Annotated in this window: 14 protein-coding genes; all 14 read left to right on the forward strand. The window is 69.9% G+C overall.

Features of this window, described 5'->3' with window-relative positions; all coding sequences use genetic code 11:
- Positions 1-147: 147 nt before the first annotated feature.
- The 14 genes from sctV (at position 148) to asnB (ending at position 15,378) form a co-directional block, all read left to right on the forward strand.
- Positions 148-2,346 carry a type III secretion system export apparatus subunit SctV gene (sctV, locus tag AC5LXX_RS20400; protein ID WP_493412872.1) on the forward strand — a complete coding sequence of 733 codons (2,199 nt, stop codon included), beginning with the start codon at positions 148-150 and terminating at the stop codon, positions 2,344-2,346.
- Positions 2,343-2,621 carry a type III secretion system export apparatus subunit SctS gene (sctS, locus tag AC5LXX_RS20405; protein WP_124449641.1) on the forward strand — a complete coding sequence of 93 codons (279 nt, stop codon included), beginning with the start codon at positions 2,343-2,345 and terminating at the stop codon, positions 2,619-2,621. The genes sctV and sctS overlap by 4 nt, the downstream gene beginning before the upstream one ends.
- The gene (sctC, locus tag AC5LXX_RS20410) at positions 2,621-4,660 is read left to right on the forward strand and encodes a type III secretion system outer membrane ring subunit SctC (RefSeq protein ID WP_493412873.1); all 2,040 of its coding nucleotides are present in this window, start codon (positions 2,621-2,623) and stop codon (positions 4,658-4,660) included. Before sctS ends, sctC begins: the two co-directional genes overlap by 1 nt.
- Positions 4,641-5,990, forward strand: a complete 1,350-nt coding sequence (gene sctD, locus AC5LXX_RS20415; protein ID WP_493412874.1) for a type III secretion system inner membrane ring subunit SctD — start codon at positions 4,641-4,643, stop codon at positions 5,988-5,990. Before sctC ends, sctD begins: the two co-directional genes overlap by 20 nt.
- 141 nt (positions 5,991-6,131) lie before the next feature.
- On the forward strand, positions 6,132-6,341 hold the full coding sequence (locus AC5LXX_RS20420) for a hypothetical protein (protein ID WP_124449647.1): 210 nt from the start codon (positions 6,132-6,134) through the stop codon (positions 6,339-6,341).
- Between the two features lie 147 nt (positions 6,342-6,488).
- Entirely contained in the window at positions 6,489-6,968 is a 480-nt protein-coding gene (locus AC5LXX_RS20425; protein WP_124449649.1) for a hypothetical protein, read from the forward strand.
- A 52-nt stretch (positions 6,969-7,020) separates the two neighbouring features.
- Entirely contained in the window at positions 7,021-7,902 is an 882-nt protein-coding gene (sctJ, locus tag AC5LXX_RS20430; protein ID WP_493412875.1) for a type III secretion system inner membrane ring lipoprotein SctJ, read from the forward strand.
- Positions 7,899-8,648, forward strand: a complete 750-nt coding sequence (locus AC5LXX_RS20435) for a SctK family type III secretion system sorting platform protein (protein ID WP_493412876.1) — start codon at positions 7,899-7,901, stop codon at positions 8,646-8,648. The genes sctJ and AC5LXX_RS20435 overlap by 4 nt, the downstream gene beginning before the upstream one ends.
- Positions 8,630-9,259, forward strand: coding sequence for a type III secretion system stator protein SctL (gene sctL, locus AC5LXX_RS20440; protein WP_124449655.1), 630 nt, complete (start codon positions 8,630-8,632; stop codon positions 9,257-9,259). The genes AC5LXX_RS20435 and sctL overlap by 19 nt, the downstream gene beginning before the upstream one ends.
- The gene (sctN, locus tag AC5LXX_RS20445) at positions 9,256-10,632 is read left to right on the forward strand and encodes a type III secretion system ATPase SctN (RefSeq protein ID WP_493412877.1); all 1,377 of its coding nucleotides are present in this window, start codon (positions 9,256-9,258) and stop codon (positions 10,630-10,632) included. The genes sctL and sctN overlap by 4 nt, the downstream gene beginning before the upstream one ends.
- A complete protein-coding gene (locus AC5LXX_RS20450; protein WP_493412878.1) occupies positions 10,625-11,281 on the forward strand; it encodes a hypothetical protein in 657 nt (218 codons plus the stop codon). Before sctN ends, AC5LXX_RS20450 begins: the two co-directional genes overlap by 8 nt.
- Positions 11,275-12,084 carry a type III secretion system export apparatus subunit SctT gene (gene sctT, locus AC5LXX_RS20455; RefSeq protein ID WP_493412879.1) on the forward strand — a complete coding sequence of 270 codons (810 nt, stop codon included), beginning with the start codon at positions 11,275-11,277 and terminating at the stop codon, positions 12,082-12,084. The genes AC5LXX_RS20450 and sctT overlap by 7 nt, the downstream gene beginning before the upstream one ends.
- Positions 12,085-12,100: 16 nt before the next feature.
- Positions 12,101-13,132 carry an EscU/YscU/HrcU family type III secretion system export apparatus switch protein gene (locus tag AC5LXX_RS20460; RefSeq protein WP_493412880.1) on the forward strand — a complete coding sequence of 344 codons (1,032 nt, stop codon included), beginning with the start codon at positions 12,101-12,103 and terminating at the stop codon, positions 13,130-13,132.
- A 278-nt stretch (positions 13,133-13,410) separates the two neighbouring features.
- On the forward strand, positions 13,411-15,378 hold the full coding sequence (gene asnB, locus AC5LXX_RS20465) for an asparagine synthase (glutamine-hydrolyzing) (protein WP_493412881.1): 1,968 nt from the start codon (positions 13,411-13,413) through the stop codon (positions 15,376-15,378).
- Positions 15,379-15,405 lie beyond the last annotated feature (27 nt).

Below are 15,405 nucleotides of genomic sequence, written 5' to 3' on the forward strand. Positions count from 1 at the left end.
ATCGTCGCCGGAAAACGCGCTTTCACGCTACGAGGCGCGTCCCTTTTTCCACCGTTTCCCGTCGCTACACTCGTCCCATTCAACGGTCCGCGCGGCAGGGGCAGGATTGCCCGTGCCAGCCGGCGATAACGACAGGACACCGGCACGATGGCAGAACCGAAGGCGCTCTCCCGCGACTGGCAGCGGTTGTTTTCCGCTGGCCGTGGCGTGTCCGGACGGCGTCTCGGAGGCGCGTCGCCGCGCGCCGACCTGTTTATCGCGGCGTTCATCATCGCGGTCGTCGCGCTGTTCATCCTGCCGCTGCCGCAGGCCGCGCTCGACGGGATGATCTCGCTGAACCTGGCCGCGAGCGTCGTACTGCTGACGGTCTCGACCTACGTGCCGTCGGCGGTCAGCTTCTCGTCGTTTCCCGCGTTGCTGCTGTTCACGACGCTGTTCCGGCTCGCGCTGAACATCGCGTCGTGCAAGCTGATCCTGCTGCACGCGAACGCGGGCCACGTGATCGACGCGTTCGGGCGGCTCGTGGTCGGCAACAACGTCGTGGTGGGCGGCGTGGTGTTCCTCGTGATCGCCGTCGTGCAGTTCATCGTGATCGCGAAAGGGTCGGAGCGGGTGGCGGAAGTCGGCGCGCGCTTCTCGCTCGACGCGATGCCCGGCAAGCAGATGAGCATCGACGCGGACTTGCGCGCGGGCATCATCAGCGCCGACGAAGCGCGCGAGCGCCGCGAGAAGCTCGAACAGGAATCGCAGATGCACGGCGCGATGGACGGCGCGATGAAGTTCGTGAAGGGCGACGCGATCGCGGGCCTCGTGATCGCGTTCATCAACATCGTCGCGGGGATCGCGGTCGGCACGCTGATGCACGGGATGGATATCGGCCAGGCGCTGCAACGTTACGCGATCCTGACGGTCGGCGACGGGATGGCATCGCAGATTCCGTCGCTGCTCGTGTCGATCGCGGCCGGCATCGTGACGACCCGCGTCGCGACGCGCGATGCGCGGCAGCGCCAGCTCGGCGAACAGCTCGGCGAGCAGCTGGGTGCGCATCCGCGTGCGCTGCTGATCGCGGCGGTCGTGCTGACCGGCTTTCTCGTCGTGCCCGGTTTCCCGAAATGGTCGTTCGCGCTGATCGCGATCGGCCTCGGCGTGTTCGCGTTCTCGCAGCTCAAGCGCAAGACGGCCGCGCCGAGTTTCAACCTGATCCAGATCGCCGGGCGTGTCGGCGCGGCCGACGACGGCCAGCCCGCGAAGGTGTCGCATGCGGCCGGCGTCACGTCGCTGATCGCGGTGTCGCTGTCCGACGACCTGCGCACGAGCCTGAACCTCGCGCAGCTGCAGGCCGCGCTGTCGAGCGCGAAGGCGCGCGTCGATGCGGACATCGGCACGGTGTTCCCGCGCATCACGCTGAACGATGACGAAGGCGCGGCGGCCGGCACGTACCGGATCTATCTGCAGGACGTGCTCGCCGCGCACGGCGCGCTGAAGCCGGGCTGGCTGCTGTGGGACGGCGTCGCGCCGCTGCCCGAGCGCGCGGAGCGCCAGCCGGCCGAGGCGTTCGGCCCGTTCGCGACCGCGCTGTGGATCAAGCCTGACGGCCCCGCGCCGGACGGCAAGTGGCTGTCGAGCGAAAGCGCGCTCGCCGCGCACGTCGAGCAGATCGTGCGCCAGCATGCGGACGAACTGCTCGGGATCCAGGAAACGCAGGCGCTCGTGCATCTGGTGCGCCGCGAGCACCCGGAACTCGTGGGCGAGCTGACGCGGCTCGTGCCGCTGCAGCGCGTGACCGAGGTGCTGCGCCGGCTGCTCGCCGAGCAGGTGCCGATCCGCAATTTGCGCGTGATCTTCGAAAGCCTGATCACGTGGGCGCCGAACGAACCGGACGACGTGATCGCGCTGGTCGAGCTCGTGCGCGTCGACCTGCGCCGGATGATCACCGACCGCCATGCGGGCACGACGCGCCAGCTGCGGGTCGTGCTGTTCGAGCAGAACCTGCAGGAGCGGATCGAGAGTGCGGTGATGCGCACGAAGCAGGGCAATTTTCTCGCGCTGTCGAGCGCGGTCAAGCAGGACATCGGCGAGCAGGTGCGCGCGATCGTGCAGGCCGCGCAGGCGGGCGGCCACGGCACCGCGCAGGGCGCCGCGCGGCTCGCGGTGATGGTCGCGCTCGGTGCGCGCCGCTACGTGAAGACGATCCTGCAGCCCGTGCTGCCCGACCTCGCGGTGCTGTCGTACCAGGAAGTCGAGGAAGACGTGCAGCTGCATACGGTCGGCTGGGTCAAGAACCCGCCGGATGACGGCACGGTCGGCGCGGGCGCCGACGTGCGTGTACCGGGAGCCGTGCAATGACGAGCTCGACGATCCTCGACCTGACGCGCCAGGCGCTGATGCTCGTGCTGCTGCTGTCGTTGCCGATCGTGCTGATCGCCACCGTCACGGGCCTCGTCGTCGCGATCCTGCAGGCCGTCACGCAAGTGCAGGACGCCAACATCGGCATCGCGGTGCGGCTGATCGCCGTGATGGTCGCACTCGTGCTGCTGTCGGCCTGGCTCGGCGGCGAAGTGCTGCGCTTCGCGCAGCAGGCGCTGGAACGCATGTTCGTTTCTTCCACAGGAGTCCTTTGATGCGTCGACGCGTCGCCTCGATCCCGTTTCAACCGCGCAGCCTGCAACGGGCCGCGCTCGCCATGTGCGCGGCCGCGCTGCTCACGGCGTCGCTGTGCATGGCGCCCGCGCAGCATGCGCGGGCCGCGGACCTGCGCTGGCGCAACAAGCCGTTCACGATCGTCGCGAACGGCAAGAAGATCGGCGACTTCATCCGCGAGCTCGCGTCGTCGCAGGGCGTGACGGCGGTGGTCGACCCGAAGGTCGACGGCGTGATCAGCGGCCGCTTCTCGGGCACGCCGCAACAGACGCTCGAGACGATCTGCTCGACCTACGGGCTCACGTGGTACTACGACGGCTCGTTCCTGTACGTCGATCCGGCCGACCAGTCGCAGACGCAGATGATCCCGATCCCGCCCAACGCCTCCGGTGAAATCGGCCGCGCGCTGCAGGCGATGCAGATTCCCGACAAGCGCTACACGCTGGTGATCAACGATCGCGCGAACAGCGTGTACGTGGCCGGCCCGCGCCGCTACGTCGAGCTCGTGCGGCAGGCGGTGGGCTCGGTCGGCGATCCGTCGGCGAACGGCGCGCATGCGGATATCCGCGCGTTCCGGCTCAAGTACGGCTGGGCGTCGGATTTCACGATCAACCGCTCGGGCAAGGAAGTGACGGTACCCGGTGTCGCGACGATCCTGCGGCGGCTGTTCGGCAAGGCCGGCGACACGACGGCTGCACCGACGAGCCCGTCGCTCGGCCAGGCCGCGCGCCAGGTGAAGCTCGGCTCGGGTCTGACGATCGCGGTGCCGCGCCTCGATTTCCCCGACATCTCCGGCGGCCCGCGGCAGGGCGGCTATTCCGGCGACGGCGGCGCGAGCGGCGGCTTCTCGCCGTTCTCGAGCAGCGGCGGCGGCGATACGCTGCCGCAGATCGTCGCGGACCCGGCGATCAACGCGGTGATCGTGCGCGACCTGCCGGAGAACATGTACCGCTACCAGTCGCTGATCGGCCAGCTCGACGAGCGTCCGCGCATCGTTGAGATCAACGTGACGATCATCGACATCAACGAGGATTCGCTCGACAGCCTCGGGATCGACTGGCGCCTGCATACGACGCACGGCGACGTGCAGATCGGCAACGGGCAAAACCCGCTGAACGGCAACACGCAGTACAACGGCGTCGGCAATCCGCCGCTGACGTTCGGCATCGGCACGTCGGAAACCGGGCAGACGGGCGCGTTCATGCCGACCGGCATCGCACTGACCGCGTCGATCGGCGGGTCGCTGCGCAATTACCTGCTCACGCGTATCAACGCGCTCGCGCAGAAGGGCCAGGCGCAGATGCGATCGAAGCCGAAGGTGCTCGCGCTCGACAACACCGAGGCGATCCTCGAGAACCTTACGCAGTTCTACGTACAGGTGCCGGGCTACCAGGATTCGTCGCTGTACAGCGTGACGACCGGCACGAGCATCAAGGTGACGCCGATGATCGTCGACGAGGCGATCCGCAACGCGGCGGCCGTGTCAGGCAATCCGCAGAGCGTGATGATGTCGATCGACATCCAGGACGGCAACATCGTGCCGGGGCAGGCCGTGTCGAACGTGCCGGTGATCCAGCAGCGCAACATCGTCACCAAGACGATGATCGACGAAGGCAAGAGCCTGCTGATCGCCGGTTTCAACGACGACGAGGTGAGGCTGAACAAGAGCGGTGTGCCCTGGCTGTCCGACATTCCGCTGATCGGCAACCTGTTCAAGTACACCGACAAGTCGGGCAATCACATGGAGCGGTTCTACCTGCTGACGCCGCGCGTGGTGACGACCGCGTCGATGTATGCGCCGGACGGATCGCCCGTGAATCCGGGCGCCGACGGGCCGGCGAGCCAGGAAGGGATGTCGATGTATCGGCCGCCGGACAACGACGTCGCGGTGCCGCTGACGCCGAAGCCGCTGCCGGGCACGAAGTTCGGTCCGCCCGCGCTGCCGCAGCCGAAGGATGCGGCGGCGCAGCCGGCGGCGACGACCGCAGGAGCCACCACCCATGTCGACGACCATCATTGACCCGCACGGCGACGGCCCATTGCCCGGCGGCGCGGGAGGCGCGGGGGCCGGTTCGGCCGCGCTCGCGTCGCCGTGGAACCTGTGCTTCCTGAGCGGGCCGATGTACGGCCGCACGATGTCGCTCGCGCGCGGCGCGAACTGGGTCGGCACGGCGGCCGATTGCGAAGTGATCCTGCCCGATCGCGAGATCGGCGCGAAGCAGGTGTGCCTGCAGGTCGGCGCGCTCGCGGTGACGGTGCAGAACCACGGCGGCGAAACCGGCGCGGCGGTGCTGTTCAACGACGAACCGCTCGGCGCGGGCCGCCGCTCGCTGACGCCGCACGACGTCGTGACGGTCGGCTCGATCCGGCTCGGCATCGCGCGGCATGCGCAGGCGAGCGTCGCGGTGCCGGACGAAGCCGATGCGCCGGACGCCGCGCGCGAGGCGGCGTGGCTCGGCTGGCTCACGGGCGGGCTGCGCCGCCTCGGCAGCCGGCGGCTCGTGATCGCGCTCGTCGCGCTGTGGATCGGCGTGCTGCTCGGCGCGCTCGGCTACGGCTTCGTCACGTGGTCGGGGCGCCTGCCGTGGCAGCACGAATCGGTGCTCGCGCGCACGCACCGGCTGCAGCAACTGCTGCATGCGTATCCGGAGCTGGCCGTCGCGCCGCGCGACGACGGCGTGATCGTGTCCGGCTACGTCAGCGACCCGGCCGCGCGCGAACGCGTCGCGCAGATCGTCGCGGGCGTCGACAACGCGGCGCTCGGCAACATCTACGTGGTCAGCGACCTGGTCGCGACCGCGCAGACCTACTTCAGCGATACGGCGCTGACGGTCACGTATCTCGGTCGCGGCCGGATCGAGCTGACGGGTGCGGCCGCGCGCGCGCAGATCGAGCCGCGCATCCGCAACTACATGAAGGACGCGCGTCCGGCGCTCGAAGTGGTCGATCACGTGCGCGATGCCGATCCGGCCGCGCCGCGCACGGCGACGACGCTCGGCGGCATGGCGGGCATTCCGGAGATCACGACGGTGTTCGCCGGCGACGGCGACCAGCGCTATATCGAGACGGCCGACGGCAGCCGCTATTTCGAAGGTGCGCGGCTGAAGGAGGGCGCGACCGTCGTGTCGATCGGCCCGGACGCAGTCGTGTTCGAACGCGGCGGCCAGCGCATCACGATGCCGCTCGGCGGCCCGTCGGCGAATGCGCCCGAGCAGGCGCCGGCGCCGCCCGTGGCGCCGCTCGCGACCGGCGCGGCCGCCGGGGTCGCGCAGCCGGTGCCGGGGCCGACGCTGTTGCCGGAGGCGGCGGCCACTGCCTCCGCCGGCGCATCGAAAGGGGCGGCGCACTAGCGCCGCGACAGGTCATGCGCATCGCGCGGCGCGCGGTGCGTGCAATACGCGGGGCGTCGCATGGGCGCGGCGCCCCACGTCGCCGGGGGGGCATGGGGCCGCCGCCGGAAGGTGGATGACGTTCACGTAAAGGAGCGCAACATGGGTACGCAGGCAGCAGGTGCAACCAACACGAACCAGGTCCAGCAGCAGGCCGACGACCTGACCAAGACGCAGCTCGAACTGACGAAGATCAACTTCCAGGTCCAGCAGTCGACGGCCACGTTCGAAACCAGCAACGCGGTGACCGCGCAAGAGGGGACGGCGAACGCCCAGGTTGCGCAACACCTGAGCTCGGCCGGCCGCGCATGACGCCGGCCGCCGGCCGTGCCGCGCGTGGCCGCGCGCCGGGTCTGCCCGTGGCGGGCATCCGGCGGTGAAGGCGCGCGTGCCGGCCGGCCCGTTCCGGGCTGGCCCGACCGATCCGGTCCGGTGTCGGCCATTCAAGGAGGGCATGACATGTCAGTGACAGGCGTAGGCGCGGCGCCGCCGGGCGCGGCCGCGCTCGCGAGTGCCGCGCAGCAGCAGGCGGGGGCGGCGTCCGATCCGGCGCAGGTGCGCCAGTTCGATGCGCTGATGCAGCCGGGGGCATCGCCGTCCGCTCCGCCGTCCGCATCGGGCGTCGCGATGTCGCGCGCGCCGGCGGATGCGGCGCCGGCCGTGCAGATGACGCCCGCGCAGGCGAACCAGTCGTCGCTCGTCGAGCGGTTGCGCACCTACGGCAACGATCTCGATTCGCGGTACGCGAACATCGACAAGCATCGCAGCGAGATGCTGACGTCGATGGCGGACAACCGCAGCGATCCGCTGATGACGATGGTGAAGGCGATGGACTTCCAGTGGACGGCGACCACCACGATTTCGGAATACCAGTTGAGCCTGTCGGTCGCGCAGGCGGCGAACGGCTTCACGCACACCGTGCTGAAGACGCAGGAGTGAAAGCGTGCGTGCGGGCCGTCGATGGCCTCACGCACCCTGAAGCGGACAAACGATGACGACGATCGATTCGACGCCACGCGTGCATGCGTGGCGCAGCCGGGCAGCGCGCGCGCTGCTCGCGGGGCTGCTCGTGCTGCTGGCCGGGTGCCAGAAGGAGCTGTACTCGGGCCTGTCGGAGCGCGACGCGAACCAGATGATCGCGGTGCTCGGCGACGCGGGCATCAGCGCGTCGAAGGACAACGATGCGCGCGACACGTCGGACCGCAACGCATGGCTCGTGAGCGTCGCCGACGGCGACATGCAGCCGGCGCTCACGGTGCTGCACGCGAACGGGCTGCCGAAGCCGAGCTACGCGAGCCTCGGCGAGCTGTTCCAGAAGCAGGGCCTCGTGTCGACGCCGGCCGAGGAACGCGTGCGCTACCTGTACGGCGTGTCGCAGGACCTGTCGCGCACGCTGCAGGACATCGAGGGCGTGGTTGTCGCGCGCGTGCAGGTCGTGATTCCGGAGAACGATCCGCTCGCGGACAAGATCAAGCCGTCGTCGGCGGCCGTGTACATCCGCTACCGGCCGGGCGTCGACCTGCGCGCGATGGCGCCGATGGTCAAGGATCTCGTCGCGCACAGCATCGAAGGGCTGCAATACGACAACGTGTCGCTGTTCCTGCAGCCGGCCGCCGCGCGCGCGACGCGCGTGGACGGCATCGGCAGCGCGGTATCGGACGTCCTGCGGCTGCGCTCGCCGCTGGGCTGGCTCGTGTTCGCGCTGATCCTGCTGACCTGCGCGGTCATTGCGCTGTCGGCCGCACGGCGCGGGATGTTCGGTGCGCGGCTCGCGGGCCTGCTCGGCGCACCGCGCGGGGCGAACGGTGCCGGCGGCGCGTCGCAGCAGGGTGGTGGCCTGCGCACGCCGGACGGTGCGCGCGACGGCGCATGAGCGATCCGCACGCGCCGTTGCCGGGCGCCGGGCCCAACCCGGCCGACGCCGTGCCGCTACCGTGGCTGCATCCGCTCGCGCCGCCGCCGGCTGCGCGCCGCAGCGCGTTTCACGCGCTCGTGTGCGACTTCAACCTGCGGCCCGACCGCTACCTGCACGTGACGCGCGTGCCGGCCGACTGGCCCGCGCGCTACCGTTCGCCGGACGCGTTCGGCGCGGCCGGCCGCAAGCTTCTCGCGCGGCACCTGCTCGCTGCGAACGGGGTAGCCGACCATCACGACTTCGACGTCGCGAACCCGTGCGCGCGGCTCGCGCTGCTGCCGGGCGCGGCGCTCGAGCAACTGGCCGCGTATGCGGGGCTGCTGCTGCATCGCACCTGGCTGCGCGACGCGCTGGCCGGGCGCCGCATCCGCGCGGAAGTCGCGGCGCGGCTCGGCGGCGACGCGCTGGAACTGACGCTCGAACGCGCGCCGGAATTCGGCGCGCTCGCCGAAACGCTCGAGCCATGGCGTGCCGATCCCGCCGCGCTGCCGGTCGTGATCCGCGCGCGCGGCGCTCGCCTGCTCGCGGATTTCATCGGCGTGGCCGGTGATGCCGTCGCGCGGCGCGTGCGCCTGAAATTCAACCGCGCGATCGACGATGAAGCGCCGTACTGGCTGAACCGCGCGCAGCGCGACCAGTTCGGCGAACTGATGTTCCTGTTTCTGATTCCCGAGAGGCTTGCGTCATGGGACTGGCTTTTCTGATCACGAGCGACAACCTGCAGCTGCTGTCGGAGCGCAAGGTGCTCAAGGAGCGCGAATACGCGGCGCTGCTCGATGCGTCCGCGGTGATCGCGACCGCGCATGAAGAGGCCGCGCGCATCGTCGCCGATGCACAGCGCGAATTCGACAAGCGCCAGGCCGCCGGCTACGACGAAGGGATGCGCCGCGCGCAGCGCGAGCAGGCCGCGCAGGCGTACACGCAGGCGCTGGCCGCCACGCGCACGATGGAGACGATGAAGGACGCGATGGCCGATATCGTCGTGAAGGCCGTGCGCGCGATCGTCGGCGAGATGAGCACGCAGAAGCTGTACGAGGCCGCGCTCGCGCGGATCGCGCCGCTGGTGCGCGACGAGGCGTTTCTGGTCGTGCATGTCGCGCCCGGCCGCAAGGACGAGATGCGCGACGCGCTCGACGGCGCGTTCGCCGGACAGTCGAACCGGCAGAAGATCCGCATCGTCGAGGATGCGCAGCTCGAACGCCACGCGTGCACGGTCGAGACGCCGTCCGGGCGCATCGACGCGAGCCTCGACCTGCAGATCGACGCGCTGCGCCAGGCGATCCGCCGCGATGCGCTGAAGGGTGCCGCGCGATGAACGCGCCGCTCGACGATCCGCAACCGTTCGGCGACGACGACGGCGCACCGTTCGATCGCGGCCGCCTCGTCGGCGAACTCGATGCGGGGCTCGCGTTCTTCTCGCCGGTGTCGGTGCAAGGGCGCGTCAATCACGCGGTCGGGCAGATCCTGAACGCGACGGGCATCCGTGCGCGGCTCGGCGAGATCTGCGAGCTGCGCACGCCGAACCAGCCGACGCTGCTCGCGGAGGTGGTCGGCTTTTCGCGGCAGACGACCTTGCTCACGCCGCTCGGCGACGTGGCCGGGCTGTCGCCGGAGACGACCGTCGTGCCGTCCGGGCGCGAGCATGTGTTTCCGGTGGGCGAAGCGCTGTTCGGCCGTGTGCTCGACGGGCTCGGCCGGCCGCTCGACGATCGCGGCCCCGTGACGGGCGCCGCGTGGGTATCGACGCAGCAGGACCCGCCGAATCCGCTCGCGCGCAAGATGATCGACACGCCGTTTCCGACCGGCGTGCGCGTGATCGACGGCCTGATGACGCTCGGCATCGGGCAGCGCGTCGGCATCTTCGCGCCGTCCGGCGTCGGCAAGAGCACGCTGCTCGGGATGATCGCGCGCGGCGCGCAGGCCGATGTGAACGTGATCGCACTGGTCGGCGAACGCGGCCGCGAGGTGCGCGAATTCATCGAGCACAGCCTGTCGCCGGAGGTGCGCGCACGGTCGATCGTCGTCGTGTCGACGTCCGATCGCCCCGCGATGGAGCGCGTGAAATCCGCGCTGGTCGCCACTGCGATCGCCGAGCATTTCCGCGATGCGGGCAAGCGCGTGCTGCTGCTGGTCGATTCGCTGACGCGTTTTGCCCGTGCGCAACGCGAGGTCGGCCTCGCGAGCGGCGAGCCGCCGACGCGGCGCAGCTTCCCGCCGTCGACGTTCGCGGTGCTGCCGCGCCTGCTCGAACGCGCGGGGCAGGGCGCGCACGGGTCGATCACCGCGCTCTACACGGTGCTCGTCGAAGGCGACGAGGAGTCGGACCCGATCGCCGAGGAAGTGCGCTCGATCCTCGACGGCCATATCGTGCTGTCGCGCAAGATCGCGCTCGCGAACCGCTATCCGGCGATCGACGTGCTCGCGAGCCTGTCGCGCGTGATGCCGCTCGTCGCGAGCCGCGCGCACCAGCATGCAGCGGCGCGCGTGCGCGAGCTGATCGCGAAGTACCAGGAGATCGAGCTGCTCGTGCAGATCGGCGAATATCGCGAAGGCAGCGACCGCCTCGGCGATCTCGCGCTGCGTGCGCGTGACGCGATCGGCGCGTTCTGCGCGCAGGCGTCGGACGAGGACGTGCGTTTCGACGCGCAGCTCGCGAAGCTGATGAAGCTGGCGAACGATCATGTCTGAAGCCGACGACCGCCTCGTGCTCGCGACGCTCGCGCGCCTGAAGCGCGTGCGCGAGATGCGCAGCCAGATCGCCCGCGTCGCGGCCGCGCGCCAGCAGGGCATCGCCGCGCAAAGCCGCCGCGCACTCGATGCCGCGCATGCGCAGCTCGCGCAGCAGGTTGCCGCGAAGGCCGCGATCCAGGCGCGGCTCGCCGACGATTTGCGCGAGGCGCGCGCGCTGCAGGATGCCGCGGCCGACACCCGCACGTTCGACCGCCACATCGGCACCGCGAACGCATCGGTGCACGAGGCCGCGCACGTGCATCGCGGCCACGAGGCGACGTTGGCCGACCTGCAGCGCGCCGCGCGCAAGGCGAAGGCCGCCGAGGACAAGCTCGAGAAGGCCGGCGAGAAGGCGCTGCAGGCGCGCGCCGCGCGCGTCGAGCGCGACGCAGACGAAGTGGCGGACGGCTACGCGGTGCGGCGTTTCTCGGCGGCCGGTGCGTGGGCGGCCGGCGCGGGCGATGCGTCCGGTCATGCGTCCGCGCAGCCTGAAGCGGCCGCCGCGTTCGATGCGGAGATGACCGACACCGAAGCCGGCACCGAACCGGGCACATCCGCCGCGGCCGACGAGACCGCTTCGCCTGCCGCCGCGGAGCGCCGATGCTAGACCAGGCAGCCGGTTTCAACGACGTCGTGGGCACGCTGCGACCGCTGCTCTACGTGATGCCGCGCCTGTTGCCGATCATGTTCGTCGTGCCCGTGTTCAACGAACAGATCATCACGGGTCTCGTGCGCAACGGCATCGCCGTCGTGATCGCCGCGTTCGTCGCGCCCGCGATCGATGCCGCGCAGGTGGCCGCGCTGCCGTTCCTGATGTGGTGCCTGCTCGTCGCGAAGGAGGCGGTGGTCGGCATGCTGCTCGCCGGCGCGTTCAGCGCGGTGCTGTTCGCGATCCAGGGCGTCGGCTACCTGATCGACTTCCAGACCGGCAGCGGCAGCGCCGCGTTCTTCGATCCGATGGGCGGTCACGAAGGCGGCCCGACGTCGGGATTCCTGAATTTCGTCGCGATCGCGCTGTTCGTCACGGCGGGCGGCCTGCAGGTGCTCGTGCAGCTGTTCGCGCAGTCGTACGCGTGGTGGCCGATCGGCTCGCTCGGCCCCGATTTCTCGTCGATGCTGCAGACCTTCATCGTGCGGCAGACCGACACGATCTTCGAATGGATGGTGAAGCTCGCCGCGCCGGTGACGATCGTGCTGGTCCTCGTCGAGCTCGGTATCGGCCTCGTCGGGCGCGCGGTGCCGCAGCTGAACATCTTCGTGTTCTCGCAGCCGCTGAAGAGCGCGCTCGCGTTGCTGATGATGATGCTGTTCCTGCCGGTGGTGTATGCGTCGCTGCATTCGCTGCTGAGCCCCGACAGCGGGCTGATGGCGCTGCTGCGCGCGCTGTTCGCCGCGCACGGCGGCGGCTGAGCGGGCCGGAGCCGAGATGGCCGAAAAGGACCAGAAGCCGACCGCGAAGCGCCTGCGCGAGGCGCGCGAAAAAGGCGATGTGCCGAAGAGCGCGGAAACGATTTCGTCGGCGTTCTTCGTCGGCGTGTGCGTCGCGCTCGCGGTGGGTATCGGTTCGCTGTTCGCACGGCTGCAGGCGCTGTTCCGGCTCGTGTTCGACGCGGCAGGCGCCGCCGACCCGTCCGCGCGGATCGCGGTGCTGATCGACGGCGCCGCGCGCGACTGGGCGACCTTGTCCGCGCAGATCGTCGCGGCCGGGCTGCTTGCCGGCCTGCTCGCGGGCTTCGTGCAGGTGGGCGGCGTGATGGCGTGGAGCCGCCTCGTGCCGCAGCTGTCGCGGCTCAATCCGGCCGAGGGGATGAAGAACCAGTGGTCGCTGCGCAACCTCGTCAATCTCGCGAAGATGCTGGTGAAGACGGCGCTGCTGGTCGCGACGCTCGGCTGGCTGATCGTCGAGTCGCTCGATCCGGCGGTGCAGTCGGGCTTCACGCGGCCGGTCTCGATCCTCGCGCTGATCGTGAAGCTGCTGATGCTGCTGTTCGGCTGGGCCGCGCTGATCTACATCGTGATGGCGCTGATCGACATCGTGCACCAGCGGCACGAGTTCAACCAGAAGATGAAGATGTCGATCGACGAAGTGCGGCGCGAGCACAAGGAGGACGAAGGCGATCCGCACATCGAGGCCAAGCGCCGGCAGCTCGCGCGCGAAGCGCAGTTCGCGTCGCTGCCCGACCGCATCGGCTATGCGTCGGTGGTCGTGTATTCGTCGCGCGTCGCGGTCGCGCTCTACTACGGCGGGATCGGCACGCTGCCGTGGGTGCTCGCGCGCGGCGAGGGCGACGCGGCCGAGCGGATCGTGCGGCTCGCACGTGACGCGTTGCGGCCGACGCTCGCGAACGTCGGGCTCGCGCAGGCGCTCTACGAGACGACACCCGAGAACGGCACGATCCAGCCGCAGCATTTCCGCGAGGTCGCGCAGTTGCTGAAATGGGCGACCGGCGCGGGGTGACGCGCTTGGCGAAGGCCGCTGCGGGCTCCTTTGAATGCCGCCCCTTTTTTTGTTCTGCAACGTGCCGCGGCCATCCGCTCCGATTTGATATGGCCCCTTGACGTAACTATCGGCGCAGGGCGCTTGACGCCATTTTTTTTCCGGTTTTATCCGACATTCACTGGTGAATTATTGCTGATTTATTTCTTCGTAATATGGCCCGACCATCATGCCGGACGGCGGGCAGCGAGGTTGCGCCGCACGTGACGGAACAGGTCAACAGGGGGCAGACATATCAAATGTGCGGAATCGACGGCTTTCTGAATAGCGTCGCCTTCGATGAGGAGACAGCGCGCGGCACGCTCGCGCGAATGACGGCGAGCCTCGCGCATCGCGGGCCGGACGGGCAGGGGATCTGGGTCGACCCGGAAGCCGGCATCGCGCTCGGCCACCGGCGGCTCGCGATCGTCGACCTGTCGGTACACGGCCGGCAGCCGATGGCATCCGCATGCGGCCGCTACGTCCTCGTCTTCAATGGCGAAATCTACAACCATCGCGAACTGCGCGCGGAACTCGAGCGCGCGGGTCGCGCACCGGCGTGGCGCGGCCACTCCGACAGCGAGGTGTTGATCGCGGCGATCGTCGCGTGGGGTGTCGAGGCAACGTTGCGCCGCGCGACCGGCATGTTCGCGTTCGCGCTGTGGAATCGCGCGTCGCGCGTGCTGACGCTCGCACGCGACCGGATCGGCGAGAAGCCGCTCTACTACGGCCGGATCGGCGACGCGCTCGTGTTCGCGTCCGAGCTGAAGGCGCTGCGCGGCTATCCGGGCTTCGACGGCGCGATCGATCGCGACGCGCTGTGCCTGTACCTGCGCCAGTCGAGCGTGCCCGCGCCTTACACGATTTATCGCGGCATCCACAAGCTGCCGCCCGGCACCTTCATCCAGTTCGAACATGCGCGCGACACACCGCGCGTGCGTGCGTACTGGACGCTCGAACAGGCGATCGAGAACGGCCGTGCGCAACCGTTCGAGGGCAGCGCCGACGAGGCCGTCGGCCAGCTCGACACGATCCTGCGCCAGGCCGTCGCGCGGCAGATGGAAGCGGACGTGCCGCTCGGCGCGTTCCTGTCGGGCGGCGTCGATTCGTCGGCGATCGTCGCGCTGATGCAGGCGCAATCGTCGACGCCGGTCGACACGTTTACGATCGGCTTCCACGAGGCCGGCTACGACGAAGCCGGCTACGCGAAGGCCGTCGCGCGCCACCTGGGCACGCGTCATACCGAACTCTACGTGACGGCCGACCATGCGCTCGGCGTCGTGCCGAAGCTGCCGTCGATCTACGACGAGCCGTTCTCCGATGCGTCGCAGATTCCGACCTTCCTCGTGTCCGAACTGACGCGCCGGCACGTGAAGGTGAGCCTGTCCGGCGACGGCGGCGACGAACTGTTCGGCGGCTATACGCGCTATTTCCTGACGCCGCGCCTGTGGCGCAAGCTGCATCGCGTGCCGGCGGCCGTGCGCGCGCGGATCGCGGCCGCGCTGCATGCGCTGCGGCCCGATCATGCGGACCAGCTCGCGGCCGTCGCGCAGGGCGCGTGGGGCGGCGTGGAGGCGCGCGACTCGGCGACGCGCATCGGCGATCGCCTGCACAAGCTCGGCCACGTGATGACGGCCGAGAGCCGCATCGGGCTGTACCGGCTGCTGATGTCGTCGGTGCATCATCCCGAGCGCATCGCGCTGTCGGGCCAGGAGCCGCCGACGGCGCTGGACACGGTGTCAGCGTGGCCCGCGCACCTGAGCTTCGCCGAGCAGGCGATGGCGATCGATACGCTCACGTACCTGCCGACCGACATCCTCGCGAAAGTCGATCGTGCCGCGATGGCCGTCAGCCTCGAAACGCGCATGCCGTTCCTCGACCATCACGTCGTCGAATTCGCGTGGCGCGTGCCGGCGGCCGTGCGCTTGCCGGAAGGGCAGTCGAAGGCGCTGCTGCGCCGACTGCTCGACCGGTACGTGCCGTCCGCGCTGATCGATCGGCCGAAGCAGGGCTTCTGCGCGCCGGTCGACCACTGGCTGCGCGGCGCGCTGCGCGACTGGGCCGAGGCGTTGCTGCAGCCGTCGCGACTGCGCGAGGAGGGCTTCTTCGATGCGACCGCGGTCGAGCGTCTGTGGCGGCAGCACCAGACCGGCCGGATGAACTGGCAGCACCAGTTGTGGGCGGTGCTGATGTTCCAGGCGTGGCTGGAACATCAGCGCGCGGGGTGACGCGGCGCCGCGCGGACAGCCGGCGTT

This window comes from Burkholderia torrens, assembly GCF_984668525.1.